Source organism: Streptomyces ziwulingensis (assembly GCF_039542605.1).
Lineage (GTDB): Bacteria > Actinomycetota > Actinomycetes > Streptomycetales > Streptomycetaceae > Streptomyces > Streptomyces ziwulingensis.
In genome coordinates this window covers 1-13,178 of record NZ_BAABIG010000029.1, presented here as the reverse complement: position 1 = coordinate 13,178, position 13,178 = coordinate 1, and the positions used below count along the sequence as shown (strand labels likewise).

Below are 13,178 nucleotides of genomic sequence, written 5' to 3'. Positions count from 1 at the left end.
GCGGGCCCGGCCGCCCTCAGTCCTCGCCGTCCTCGTCGCCGTACCGCGGGTCCACCGTCTCCGGCGTCAGCCCCAGCAGGTCGGCGACCTGCTCGACCACCACCTCGTGGACCAGCGCCGCCCGCTCGTCCCGGCCCTTGGTACGGATCTCCACCGGCCGCCGGTACACCACCACCCGCGCCCGCCGCCCGTCCCGCGTGGGAGCCGTCGCGCCGAGCGGGACCGCCTCGTCGTTCCAGACCTCGTCGGCCGCGTCCAGCCGCGGTACCTCCAGGACGAGGAAGTCGATGTCCGCGAGTTGCGGCCAGCGCCGCTCCAGCCGCTCGACGGAGTCCTGCACCAGGTCCGCGAAGACATCGGCGCGGCTCGCCGCGAGGGGCACCTGCGGGGGCGCGATCGGACCGCGCATGCCCCGGCCGTGGCGGTCACGGCGGCGCGGGCCGGGGGCTGCGGCACGAGGTGTCACGGGCTTGTCCATCACCGGTGAAGCGTAGTCCTCGCGCCCTCCCCGCGCGCCGCTCCACGCCGCCCGGCCGCCCGCGCCGGGACGGCCCGTACCGAGTGTCGCGGGATGACCGTTCCAGCCGAGGTCGCGCTCGATTCCGTACCTCTTGGAGACCGGAACGCTCAAGGCATTTGGCGGTATCCGCGCCGTTTCGTGACCGGCCCGGGCGCCGCCGTGCACCGCGGATCTCCCCTTCGCAGCAGGTCACAGAGGTGTGACCCGAGGTGTGTGTGGGGCGTTTCACAGCCCGACACGGGGGAGTGACCTGGGGCCCAGTCGTCGCGGCCCGCTCAAGAGTGCGGTACCGTCCAACATCGTGAGCCCTGTACGTCGCTGTTCGCGCACCGCTTGCGGCCGTCCCGCCGTAGCGACGCTGACGTACGTCTACGCCGACTCGACCGCCGTTCTCGGCCCGCTCGCCACCTACGCCGAACCCCACTGCTACGACCTCTGCGCCGAGCACTCCGAGCGCCTCACCGCCCCGCGCGGCTGGGAGGTCGTCCGGCTCCTCGACGGTTCCGCCCCGGCCCGCCCCAGCGGCGACGACCTCGAAGCGCTCGCCAACGCGGTGCGCGAGGCGGCCCGGCCCCAGGAACGCCGGGCCGGAACCGGTGGCGGGGCGCGCGCGGCCGACCCGATGGAGGTCGCGCGCCGCGGCCACCTGCGGGTCCTGCGGTCGCCCGACAACTGAGCCCCGTTCCCTGAGCCCCGTTCCCGGCACCCCGTTCCCCGAGTCCCGCCCCCGAACGGAATTGTCGCCGCACGCCCATTGACGGTTGGTTGTCGCGGACACGACCATTCCGTCCCAGTGGTCCCAGCGCGAGAGGGCACTTTCGCATGGCGGAACCGGGGAGGCGCCCGTGTACGTCCAGGAACTCGAACCCGTCGCCGGCTCGCTCGGCCTGTCCGCCCTCGTGGCGACGCTGCCCCTGCTGATCGTCCTCGTCCTGCTCGGCGGCGTCCGCGTGAAGGCGCACCTGGCGGGCCTCACCGGCCTGCTGGCGGCCGTGGCGGTGGCCTGGCTCGGATACGGCATGCCCCTGGAGCAGACGCTCTCCAGCGGTGCCCAGGGCGCCGCCTTCGGGCTCTTCCCCATCATGTGGATCGTCGTCAACGCCCTGTGGGTGTACCGGATGACCGTCCGCACCCGGCACTTCGACATCCTCCGCCGCTCCTTCGGGCGGCTCTCCGACGACCCGCGCGTGCAGGCGCTCGTGGTCGCCTTCTGCTTCGGCGCCCTGCTGGAGGCGCTCGCCGGGTTCGGGGCGCCCGTCGCGATCTGCTCGGTCATGCTCGTCGCCCTCGGCTTCGACCCCGTCCGCGCGGCGGTCGTCTCGCTGGTCGCCAACACCGCCCCCGTCGCCTTCGGGGCCATGGGCACCCCGGTGGTGACACTGGCGCAGGTGACCGGGCTGCCGCTGGACGACGTCGCCTCCGTGGTGGGCCGGCAGACCCCCCTGCTCGCCCTCGTCGTGCCGCTGGTCCTGGTCGGTCTGGTGGACGGCAGACGCGGGCTGCGCGAGACCTGGCTGCCCGCGCTGGCCTGCGGAGTCGCCTTCGCCGCCGCCCAGTTCGCCGCCTCGAACTATTTCTCCGCCCAGCTCGCCGACATCGCCGCCGCCCTCGCCGGGGCGGGCGCCCTGATCGCCGTACCGCAGGCACGCAGGCCCGCCGCCGAACCCGTACGCGCCGCCGTACTGACCGGCGCGCGAAGCGAGGAACTGGACGAGAAGGACCCCGGGCGCGAGGTCGCGCGCGCCTACGCCCCCTACGCGCTGATCGTCGCCGTCTTCTCCGTCGCGCAGCTCCCCGCCGTCAAGGACTGGCTGGCCAGGTCGACACAGACGTACGACTGGCCACTCCTCGACGTGGTCTCGGCCGACGGCCGGCGAGTGACCGGCAACATCTTCACCTGGCCGGTCGTCGCCACCGGCGGCACGCTCGTGCTCCTCGCCGGGATCGGCACCGCCGTCGTCCTCGGCGTCCACGCGCGCGTGGCGGCCCAGGAGTGGCTCGCGACCGTACGCGAACTGCGGTACGCCCTCCTCACGGTGACCGCGGTTCTCGCCCTCGCCTACGTCATGAACCTCTCCGGACAGGCCGCCACCATCGGCCACTTCGTGGCGGCGGCCGGCGCCGGACTCGCCTTCCTCTCACCCGTCCTCGGCTGGTTCGGCGTCGCCGTCTCCGGCTCGGACACCTCCGCCAACGCCCTCTTCGGCGCCCTCCAGGTCACCGCCGCCCGGGAGTCGGGCCTCTCGCCCGAACTGCTCGCCGCCGCCAACAGCTCCGGCGGCGTCCTCGGCAAGATGATCTCCCCGCAGAACCTGGCCATCGCCTGCGCCGCCGTCGGCCTGGCCGGCCGCGAGGGCGACCTGCTGCGCAAGGTGCTGCCCTGGAGCGCCGGACTGCTGCTGGTGATGTGCCTGATCGTGGTCGGCCAGTCCACCCCCGTACTGGGCTGGATGCTGCCGTGAACCGGGACCCGCGCCGCGGTGTCGGTGGGTGCGGGTAGTTTGTGGGCATCGACGGGCGTTGACGTTCAGGAAGGACGGCCGTGGCTGCTGATCTGTCGCAGATCGTGAAGGCGTACGACGTACGCGGAGTCGTCCCCGACCAGTGGGACGAGTCGCTGGCCGAGCTGTTCGGCGCGGCCTTCGTCCGGCTGACCGGCGCGAGCGCCGTCGTGACCGGGCACGACATGCGGCCCTCGTCGCCCGGACTCTCGGGAGCCTTCGCCCGCGGGGCGGCGGCCCAGGGCGCCGACGTCACCGAGATCGGCCTGTGCTCCACCGACCAGCTCTACTACGCCTCCGGCGCGCTGGACCTGCCGGGCGCCATGTTCACCGCCTCCCACAACCCGGCCCGGTACAACGGCATCAAGCTGTGCCGGGCCGGCGCCGCCCCCGTCGGCCAGGACACCGGCCTCACCGAGATCCGCGCGCTGGTGGAGGGGTGGACCGGGACCGGCGCCCCGGAACCCGCCGCCCGCGCCGGCACCGTCACCCGGCGCGACACCCTCACCGACTACGCCGCCCACCTGCGCTCCCTGGTCGACCTCAAGGCGATCCGCCCGCTGAAGGTCGTGGTCGACGCGGGCAACGGCATGGGCGGCCACACCGTCCCCACCGTGTTCGACGGCCTGCCCCTCGACCTCGTGCCGATGTACTTCGAACTCGACGGCACCTTCCCCCACCACGAGGCCAACCCCCTGGACCCGGCCAACCTGGTCGACCTCCAGAAGCGGGTCCGCGAGGAGGACGCCGACCTCGGTCTCGCCTTCGACGGCGACGCCGACCGCTGCTTCGTCGTGGACGAGAACGGCGAACCGGTGCCCCCGTCCGCGATCACCGCCCTGGTCGCCGCCCGCGAACTGGCCCGGCACGGCGGCCAGGGCACGATCATCCACAACCTGATCACCTCCTGGTCCGTCCCCGAGGTCGTCCGCGAACACGGCGGCACCCCCGTACGCACCCGCGTGGGCCACTCCTTCATCAAGGCCGAGATGGCCACCAGCGGCGCGATCTTCGGCGGCGAGCACTCCGCGCACTACTACTTCCGCGACTTCTGGAACGCCGACACCGGCATGCTGGCCGCCCTGCACGTCCTGGCGGCCCTCGGCGGCCAGCAGGGCACCCTGTCCGCCCTGGTGGCCCAGTACGACCGCTACGCCGGCTCCGGCGAGATCAACTCCACCGTCGCCGACCAGACCGCCCGCCTCGCCGCGATCAGAGCGGAGTACGGAAGCCGCGACGGTGTCACCCTGGACGAGCTGGACGGACTGACCGTCACCGCCGCCGACTGGTGGTTCAACGTCCGCCCCTCCAACACCGAGCCGCTGCTCCGCCTGAACGCCGAGGCCCGCGACGAGGCGACGATGGCCGAGGTACGGGACGCGGTACTGCGGATCATCCGGGGGTGACCGGCCACCGGCACCCCGACCCCCCACCCCGCACCGGCGGTACCCTGACCGGCAGATCCGCACACCCGCCCGCACCCCCACCGCCCCGAAGGGAACCCTCATGCCGCTCGAAGCCGGCCTCCTGGAGATCCTCGCCTGCCCGGCGTGCCACGCCTCCCTCGAAGAGCGGGACGCGGAGCTGGTCTGCACCGGCCAGGACTGCGGTCTCGCCTACCCGGTCCGCGACGACATCCCCGTCCTCCTGGTCGACGAGGCCCGCCGCCCCGAGTAGCCGGCCCCCGCCCGGGGCACCGGACAACCGTCACTCGCGCACCTGACGCCCCGGCGATCGGAGACCACCCGCCATGCTCGACGAAGCGCTGCTCGACAACCCCGACGCGCTCGCCGCCGCCGACCGCCGCGCCCTGCTCCGGGGCGTCGCCGAGGCCGGCGCGCGGGTGCGCACCGCGGCGCGGTACGCCGCCGAGGCGGGCGTCGGGGACCTCAAGCCGGACGGCCGCCCCCGCGCGATCCTCGTCGCCGGCCCCGGAGCGGCCGCCACCCACACCGCCGACCTGCTCGGCGCCCTGGCCGGCCCCGGCAGCCCCGTCACCCGGCTCGCCCCGAACGGCGTCGCCCCCGACGCGGGTGCCCTGCGCTGGGAACTGCCCGGCTGGGCCGGCTCCGTCGACCTGCTGCTGATCGCCACCCCCGACGGCTCCGAACCGGGCCTCGCCCTGCTCGCCGAAGCGGCCTACCGGCGCGGCTGCACGGTCGTCTCCGTCGCCCCCGCCCGCACCCCGCTCAGCGAAGCCATGAGCGCCTCCCACGGCCTCTTCCTGCCGATGGCGACCGCCCAGTACGACCACGACGAGCCCCTCACCGGCGCCGCACCCGGCGTCCTGTGGGCGCTGCTCACCCCGCTCCTCGCGCTGCTCGACCGCACCGGTCTGCTCACCGCCCCGCCCGAGGCCCTGGCGCGGGTCGCCGACCGCCTGGACCGGGTCGCCGAGCGCTGCGGACCCGCCGTCGCGACCGACCGGAACGCCGCCAAGACCCTCGCCGGCGAACTGGCCGACGCCCTGCCGGTCCTCTGGACCGAGGGCGCCTGCGCCGGACCGGTCGGCCGCCGCTTCGCCGCCGCCCTCGCCGAACTCGCCGGCACCCCGGCCGTCGTCGCCGAACTGCCCGAGGCGCTCGCCGCCCACAGCACGCTGCTGGCCGGCCGGCTCGCCGCCGCCGCCGACCCCGACGACTTCTTCCGCGACCGCGTGGACGAGGCACCCGCGCTGCGCGCCCGCGTCGTGCTGCTGCGCGACCACCCCCCGGGCGGCCGGACCGCCGCCCCCGCCGCCCGGGAACTGACCCTCGGCCACGACACCCCGATCAGCGAACTCGAACCCGAGGCGGGCGACGAGCTGGAAACGCTCGCCGAACTGATCGCCCTCACGGATTTCGCCGCCGTTTACCTGGCGCTCGCCTCCGGCGCCTGATCTCGTATGCGGAACCTTCCGCCCGAGCGCGAAGGCGCGCACAGGCGCACGCGGGTGCCCACCGGTACCCGCAGACGCACGCACACGTACGAGAACCGGCAGAGAGAACCCATGGACCGCCTAGACAACACCGTCCGCCCCTACGCCTGGGGTTCCACCACCGCGATCCCCGCCCTGCTCGGCACCGAGCCGACCGGCGCGCCCCAGGCCGAGATGTGGCTGGGCGCCCACCCGGGCGCCCCCTCCCGCACCGGTCGCGGCACCCTCGTCGACCTCATCGACACGGACCCCGAGAAGGAACTGGGCCCCGCCTCCGTCGCCCGCTTCGGCCCCCGGCTCCCCTTCCTCCTCAAGATCCTCGCCGCCGGCGCCCCGCTCTCCCTCCAGGTCCACCCGGACCTGGAGCAGGCCAGGCGCGGCCACGCGGACGAGGAGCGGCGGGGCGTCCCCGCGGACGCCCCGCACCGCAACTACAAGGACTCCAATCACAAGCCCGAACTGATCTGCGCCCTCACCGAGTTCGACGGCCTGTGCGGCTTCCGTGCCCCCGCCGACACCGCCGACCTCCTCGACGGCCTCGGCGTCGCCTCCCTCAAGCCCTACGCCGACCTGCTGCGCGCCCACCCCGAGCACGCCGCCCTGCGCGAGGTGCTCACGGCGGTCCTCACCGCCGACCCCGAGGAGATGTCCCGCACGGTCACCGAGACCGCGGCCGCCTGCGCCCGCCTCGGCGGCGCCTACACCCCCTACGCCGACATCGCCCACCACTACCCGGGCGACCCCGGCGTCCTCGCCGCGCTGCTCCTGAACCACGTCCGGCTCCAGCCCGGCGAGGCCCTCTACCTCGGCGCCGGCATCCCGCACGCCTACCTGAGCGGCCTCGGCGTCGAGATCATGGCCAACTCCGACAACGTCCTGCGCTGCGGCCTGACCCCCAAACACGTCGACGTCCCCGAACTCCTGCGGATCGTCCGCTTCGAGGCCGCCGACCCCGGCGTCCTGCGCCCGGCGGCGGCCCCCGACGGCGAGGAGGTCTACCCGACCCCCATCGACGAGTTCCGCCTCTCCCGGTACGTCCGCGCCGACGGCACCGCCGCCCAGGACGTCACCCTCCCCACCGCGCAGATCCTGCTGTGCACCGCGGGCACCGTCCGTGTGGGCGACGAGGAACTGACCCCCGGCGGCGCCGTCTTCGTCCCGGCGGGTGAGAAGGCCGAAGTCCGGGGTACCGGCACCTTCTTCCGGGCCACCGTTCGCGTCTGACGCGAACACGACGGCCGGTCCGGGCACACCGGCCCCGGCCGGGCTGCAACAATGGCCCATCGCAAAGGCGGGGCAAAGCCGGAAGACGGCCGCGCCCCGCCCGGGCGCACCCACGCAGACGAAGTCGAAGGGACAACGCGACACATGAGCGCGTCAGGCGGCACCAAGGCGATCGTGGCGGCACTCGCCGCGAACCTAGCCATCGCGGTAGCGAAGTTCGTGGCGTTCCTCTTCAGCGGTTCGTCGTCGATGCTCGCCGAGTCGGTGCACTCGCTCGCGGACTCCGGCAACCAGGCCCTGCTCCTGCTCGGCGGCAAGCGCGCCCAGCGCGAGGCGACCCCGCAACACCCCTTCGGCTACGGCCGCGAGCGGTACATCTACGCCTTCCTCGTCTCCATCGTCCTCTTCTCGGTCGGCGGCATGTTCGCCCTCTACGAGGGCTACGAGAAGATCAAGCACCCGCACGAGCTGGAGCACTGGTACTGGCCGGTGGGCGTCCTGGTCTTCGCGATCATCGCCGAGGGCTTCTCCTTCCGGACCGCCATCAAGGAGTCCAACACCACCCGCGGGACGAAGTCCTGGAAGGAGTTCGTCCGCCACGCCAAGGCCCCCGAGCTGCCGGTCGTGCTCCTGGAGGACTTCGGCGCGCTGGTCGGCCTGGTCCTGGCCCTCGGCGGCGTCGGCCTCGCCCTGCTCACCGGCGACGGCGTCTGGGACGGCATCGGCACCCTGTGCATCGGCATCCTGCTCATCGTGATCGCGCTGATCCTCGCCGCCGAGACCAAGTCCCTGCTGCTCGGCGAGTCGGCCGGCCCCGAGGTGGTCGGGAAGATCGAGACCGCCCTCGCCGCCGGCGGCACCGTCACCGGCATCATCCACATGCGCACGCTCCACCTCGGTCCCGAGGAACTCCTCGTCGCCGCCAAGATCTCCGTCCGCCACGACGGCACGGCCACCGAGATCGCCGCCGCCATCGACGCCGCCGAGACCCGCATCCGCGAGGCCGTGCCGATCGCCCGCGTGATCTACCTGGAGCCGGACATCTACAGCAAGACCGAGGCCGCCAAGGGCGCCGACCGCGAGGCCACCCCGGGCGGCCCCGTCCCCGCCGCCGACGACCACTGACCCACCCGGTCCGTACGCCCCCGGGGCCCGCCGATCCGCTCGGCGGGCCCCGACGGCTGTCCGCGCCCGGCCCGCCCCCGTCCGCCCGTCCGGGCGGAGGCGGGCTGGGGGTCGCGGGGGGCACCGGTGTAGCTTGGGACGGAGCCAGACGTCGCTGCTGATGGCGGTCGGGCGGTCCCCCCGGGGGCCGGCCGAGGGAGAGAGGGCCTCCGACGGACTGCGCTGCGCGCACGCGGGCATGCCTGTGTCCTCCCTGGGGCACCCCTGTGTCCGCCGCCGCGCAGGTCAGCCGTATCCACCTCGCCCCGAATCCGAGGAGCAGCTCACATGACGACTGTCGACAACCGGCAGGACTTCAAGGTCGCCGATCTCTCCCTGGCCGTCTTCGGCCGCAAGGAGATCACCCTCGCCGAGCACGAGATGCCCGGCCTGATGTCGATCCGCGAGGAGTACGCCGAGGCCCAGCCCCTCGCCGGCGCCCGGGTCACCGGCTCCCTGCACATGACCGTGCAGACCGCCGTCCTCATCGAGACCCTGGTCGCCCTCGGCGCCCAGGTCCGCTGGGCCTCCTGCAACATCTTCTCCACCCAGGACCACGCCGCCGCCGCCATCGCGGTCGGCCCGAACGGCACGCCGGACAACCCCCAGGGCGTCCCGGTCTTCGCCTGGAAGGGCGAGACGCTGGAGGAGTACTGGTGGTGCACCGAGCAGGCGCTGACCTGGCCGGACAGCCCCACCGGCGGCCCGAACATGATCCTCGACGACGGCGGTGACGCCACCCTCCTCGTCCACAAGGGCGTCGAGTACGAGAAGGACGGCAAGGTCCCGCCCGTCGACTCCGCCGAGAACGACGAGCACCGCGTCATCCTCGAACTCCTCAACCGCACCATCACCGACGGCTCCCAGAAGTGGACCAGCCTCGCGTCGGAGATCCGCGGCGTCACCGAGGAGACCACGACCGGCGTCCACCGCCTGTACGAGATGCAGCGCGACGGCGTCCTGCTCTTCCCGGCGATCAACGTGAACGACGCCGTGACCAAGTCGAAGTTCGACAACAAGTACGGCTGCCGCCACTCCCTGATCGACGGCATCAACCGCGCCACCGACGTCCTCATCGGCGGCAAGACCGCGGTCGTCTGCGGCTACGGCGACGTGGGCAAGGGCTGCGCGGAGTCCCTGCGCGGCCAGGGCGCCCGCGTCATCGTCACCGAGATCGACCCGATCTGCGCGCTGCAGGCCGCGATGGACGGCTACCAGGTCGCCACCCTCGACGAGGTCGTCGACAAGGCCGACATCTTCGTCACCACGACCGGCAACAAGGACATCATCATGGCCGCGGACATGGCCAAGATGAAGCACCAGGCCATCGTCGGCAACATCGGCCACTTCGACAACGAGATCGACATGGCCGGCCTCGCGAAGACCCCGGGCATCGTCAAGGACGAGGTCAAGCCGCAGGTCCACACCTGGACCTACCCCGACGGCAAGGTCCTCATCGTGCTGTCCGAGGGCCGCCTGCTCAACCTGGGCAACGCCACCGGTCACCCGTCGTTCGTGATGTCCAACTCCTTCGCGGACCAGACCCTGGCCCAGATCGAGCTGTTCACCAAGCCCGACGAGTACCCCACCGACGTCTACGTGCTGCCCAAGCACCTCGACGAGAAGGTGGCCCGCCTCCACCTCGACGCCCTCGGCGTCAAGCTGACCACGCTCCGCCCGGAGCAGGCCGAGTACATCGGCGTCAAGGTCGAGGGCCCGTTCAAGTCGGACCACTACCGCTACTGAGCCGGACCCCCGGCTCGCCCGGACAGGCCCCCGCACCCCCGTGCCGGGGGCCTGTCCCGTCGGCGGACCAGCAGCAGCGTCCGCAACAGACCGTCACGATCCAGGACCCCGATGCCCCGCGGCCGCTATTCGCTCCACGATCCGCACGATCACACCCCTCTCGCCGAAGAACACTTCCAGTGCGCCCCCGGCCCCTCCGGCTGGCGCTACGTCTCCCAGTCGCTCACCCCCGCCGGCGACCGCCGCGGCTCCGTCGACCTCGCCCTCGACGAACTCGGCCGTCCCATCCGGCTGGAGGTCCACAGCGCCGACTGGCAGGTCCGCGGCGCGGCCGTCGACGGCGTCACCTGGGTCCGCACCGACACCACCGGGACTCACGCCACCGAAGGCAATGTGCGCGCCCACGCCTTCACCGGCCTCTCCCCGGCCTTCCTCGTCGCCACCGCCCGTCTCCTGCGCCTCACCCCCTCCGGGTCCGCGACCCGCGTCCGCCTCGTCGCCCTCACCGACCCGGTCCTCGCCCCCCGTACCGTGGACCAGTCCTGGGCCTTGCTGAACAGCGAAGCACACGCCACTGACAACGGACCCCTCACCGTGGACGAATACCAGGTCACAGCCCTGGACACCGGCGAGCGGCACACCGTCCACCTGGCCGGCGACGTGGTGCTCGCGGCCCCCGGCATCGAACTTGAGGACCTGCAGTCACCGCCGTCGGTCTTCCCCTGACCGGCTGACCGGCTGACCGGCCCGCCCCGCGCACCCGAACGCCGTACCGCCCGCGCCTTACGCCGGCGGCACGAACCCGGTGGCCGGACGACCCCCCGAAGAAGCCTCGCCCTCCGGCACCGGGACACGCGTCACGGGAGCCGCGGACACCGGAGACACCGGAGGAACCGGAGGCCGAGGGGCAGCACCGGCCGGGGGCCGGCCGGGCTGCACGGGATATCCGGGCTGCGCCGGGCCGGGCCCGCCCGCCCCGCCAGGGAAGGCACGCCGCGCCTCCCGGGCCTGCCGCTCCTGCACCACCGCCGCCAGGTACGCCGCCGCGGGCAGCCCCTGCGGCACCGGCGCCCCCGTACAGGCGGCGAGATCAGCGGCGAGCCGCTCCGCCATCCCCTGGCCGACCCGCGGATCCAACTGCCGCATCCGCGTCAGGTACTGCCGCACGGCCAGCCACAACTGATCCGGAACGGCGGACAGGTCGAGCCCCGAGAACCGTCCCGCGAGCCAGGGCGGAGGCGGCGGCACGAACCCCCCGGGCGCCACCGGCACCCGCTCCCGCACCACCAGCGTCCCCGCGAACACGTCACCGATCCGCCGCCCGCGCGCCGACACCAGCGAGGCGACACAGGCCGCGACGCCGAAGGTCATCAGAATCTCGACCACCGCGATGAGCCCGCGGACCAGGGCGTGCCGGAACCGGATCGGCCCACCGTCGTCCCGCACCACCCGCAGTCCGCACGCCATTTTGCCCAGCGACCGCCCGTGGCTCAGCGTCTCGACCGCGATCGGACCGCCTACCAGCAGCAGCAGGAAGGCCGCGACGGACAGCGCCGTCTGCGCGGCCACGTCGAGGGCGGCGGTCGAGGCGACCAGCACGATGGTCACCGCCACGTAGACGGCGACGGCCACCACCAGGTCGAGCAGCACGGCCAGCGCCCTGCTGGGCAGCCTCGCCGGGCGCAGCTCCAACGCCACCGCCTCGCCCGTCACCAGCTCACTCACGCCTGCCGCCCTTCCCCTGACCTGCCCCCGACACGGACCAGTCTGCCAAGCTGAGGACGCATCGCGCCGCAGTACGACAAGCTGATCCACGACGGGCACCGACGACAGCCGAGGAGCAGGCACACCGATGGACCTCGACGTCTTCGTCTCCGCCCACCGGGCGGAGTGGGACCGCCTCGACTCCCTGCTCAAGCGGCAGCGCCACCTCACCGGCGCCGAGACCGACGAACTCGTCACCCTCTACCAGCGCACGGCCACCCACCTCTCCGTGATCCAGTCCAGTGCGCCGGATCCCCAGTTGACCGGCAGGCTCAGCCAACTGGTCGCCCGCGCGCGCAGCGCGGTCACGGGCACCCGGCCCGCCTCCTGGCGCGACGTCACCCGCTTCCTCGCCCACGGCTTCCCGGCCGCCGTCTACCAGACGCGCCACTGGTGGGTGCCCACCGCGCTCCTGTCCACCGCCGTCGCCGTACTCCTGGCCTGGTGGATCGGCACCCATCCGGAGGTGCGGGCCACCATCGCGGCCCCGAGCGAACTGCGCGAGATGACCCGCCCGGGCGGCCAGTACGAGGCGTACTACTCCTCCCACCCGGCGACCTCCTTCGCCGCCCAGGTCTGGACGAACAACGCCTGGGCCGCGGCCCTCTGCCTGATCCTGGGCGTCTTCCTGGGCCTTCCGGTCCTCTGGATCCTGTTCCAGAACATGCTCAACCTCGGCGTGGGCTTCGGCCTGATGTCCGAGGCCGGCCGCCTCGACACCTTCCTCGGCCTGGTCCTCCCGCACGGCCTGCTGGAGCTGACCGCCGTCTTCGTCGCCGCGGGCACCGGCCTGCGTCTCGGCTGGACCGTCGTCGACCCCGGCCCGCGCACCCGCCGCACCGCACTCGCCGAAGAGGGCCGGGCCGCCATCGGCATGGCGATCGGCCTCGCCCTGGTCCTGTTCGTCTCCGGCGCCATAGAAGGCTTCGTCACCCCGTCCGGCCTGCCCACCTGGGCCCGCATCACCATCGGAGTACTGGCGGAGCTGGCCTTCCTCGCCTACGTCTACGTCCTGGGCGGACGTGCGGCCCGCGCCGGCGAAACAGGTGACCTGGAGGCCGCTGAACGCAGCGCCACGGTGCCCACCGCCGCCTGATGTGCGTCGGACCCCCGTGAGCTGCTAATCTCCTCTTCGCCCCACAAAAACCGTTGACACGGCAGGCGCGGGGAGGTAGATTCGAACAGTTGCCTGGAGCCGGGCTCAGCCCCCCCGGGACAGCGGTTAGTATCTACATGCTTCTCGACTTCACAAGTCCGAAGAAGCCCCGATGAATCGGAAACAGATCGCCGGTAAAACCGGCCGAGAACTTCTGATAAAGTCGGAACCGCCGGAAAGGGAAAC

12 protein-coding genes are annotated in these 13,178 nt (G+C 73.0%); 10 read left to right on the top strand and 2 right to left on the bottom strand.

Annotation, left to right across the window (positions count from 1 at the left end; all coding sequences use genetic code 11):
* Positions 1-16 precede the first annotated feature (16 nt).
* Positions 17-478, bottom strand: coding sequence for a metallopeptidase family protein (locus tag ABEB00_RS16990; RefSeq protein WP_345620566.1), 462 nt, complete (start codon positions 476-478; stop codon positions 17-19).
* A 343-nt stretch (positions 479-821) separates the two neighbouring features.
* Between ABEB00_RS16990 and ABEB00_RS16985 the strand changes: the two genes are divergently transcribed.
* The 9 genes from ABEB00_RS16985 to ABEB00_RS16945 all read left to right on the top strand — a co-directional run bounded on the left by ABEB00_RS16985 (position 822) and on the right by ABEB00_RS16945 (position 10,798).
* Positions 822-1,196: a DUF3499 domain-containing protein gene (locus ABEB00_RS16985; RefSeq protein WP_345620551.1), complete on the top strand. Its 375-nt coding sequence runs from the start codon at positions 822-824 to the stop codon at positions 1,194-1,196.
* A gap of 169 nt (positions 1,197-1,365) precedes the next feature.
* Positions 1,366-2,982 carry an L-lactate permease gene (locus ABEB00_RS16980; RefSeq protein ID WP_345620549.1) on the top strand — a complete coding sequence of 539 codons (1,617 nt, stop codon included), beginning with the start codon at positions 1,366-1,368 and terminating at the stop codon, positions 2,980-2,982.
* An 80-nt stretch (positions 2,983-3,062) separates the two neighbouring features.
* Complete coding sequence (locus ABEB00_RS16975) at positions 3,063-4,427, top strand: phosphomannomutase/phosphoglucomutase (RefSeq protein ID WP_345620547.1); 1,365 nt, start codon at positions 3,063-3,065, stop codon at positions 4,425-4,427.
* 100 nt (positions 4,428-4,527) lie between these two features.
* The gene (locus ABEB00_RS16970; RefSeq protein WP_345620546.1) at positions 4,528-4,698 is read left to right on the top strand and encodes a Trm112 family protein; all 171 of its coding nucleotides are present in this window, start codon (positions 4,528-4,530) and stop codon (positions 4,696-4,698) included.
* 73 nt (positions 4,699-4,771) lie between these two features.
* On the top strand, positions 4,772-5,899 hold the full coding sequence (locus tag ABEB00_RS16965; RefSeq protein ID WP_345620544.1) for an SIS domain-containing protein: 1,128 nt from the start codon (positions 4,772-4,774) through the stop codon (positions 5,897-5,899).
* Between the two features lie 111 nt (positions 5,900-6,010).
* Positions 6,011-7,162 carry a mannose-6-phosphate isomerase, class I gene (gene manA, locus ABEB00_RS16960; protein WP_345620543.1) on the top strand — a complete coding sequence of 384 codons (1,152 nt, stop codon included), beginning with the start codon at positions 6,011-6,013 and terminating at the stop codon, positions 7,160-7,162.
* A 144-nt stretch (positions 7,163-7,306) separates the two neighbouring features.
* A complete protein-coding gene (locus ABEB00_RS16955) occupies positions 7,307-8,287 on the top strand; it encodes a cation diffusion facilitator family transporter (protein ID WP_345620541.1) in 981 nt (326 codons plus the stop codon).
* A 327-nt stretch (positions 8,288-8,614) separates the two neighbouring features.
* Positions 8,615-10,072 (top strand): adenosylhomocysteinase, encoded by a 1,458-nt coding sequence (ahcY, locus tag ABEB00_RS16950; protein ID WP_345620540.1) that lies wholly within the window; start codon positions 8,615-8,617, stop codon positions 10,070-10,072.
* Positions 10,073-10,183: 111 nt separating this feature from the next.
* Complete coding sequence (locus ABEB00_RS16945) at positions 10,184-10,798, top strand: hypothetical protein (protein WP_345620539.1); 615 nt, start codon at positions 10,184-10,186, stop codon at positions 10,796-10,798.
* 57 nt (positions 10,799-10,855) lie between these two features.
* On the opposite strand, the gene ABEB00_RS16940 is transcribed toward ABEB00_RS16945, so the two are convergent.
* The gene (locus tag ABEB00_RS16940; protein WP_345620538.1) at positions 10,856-11,797 is read right to left on the bottom strand and encodes an RDD family protein; all 942 of its coding nucleotides are present in this window, start codon (positions 11,795-11,797) and stop codon (positions 10,856-10,858) included.
* Positions 11,798-11,924: 127 nt separating this feature from the next.
* Here ABEB00_RS16940 and ABEB00_RS16935 point away from each other — a divergent pair, with 127 nt between their 5' ends.
* The gene (locus tag ABEB00_RS16935) at positions 11,925-12,932 is read left to right on the top strand and encodes a stage II sporulation protein M (RefSeq protein WP_345620537.1); all 1,008 of its coding nucleotides are present in this window, start codon (positions 11,925-11,927) and stop codon (positions 12,930-12,932) included.
* Positions 12,933-13,178: the final 246 nt, after the last annotated feature.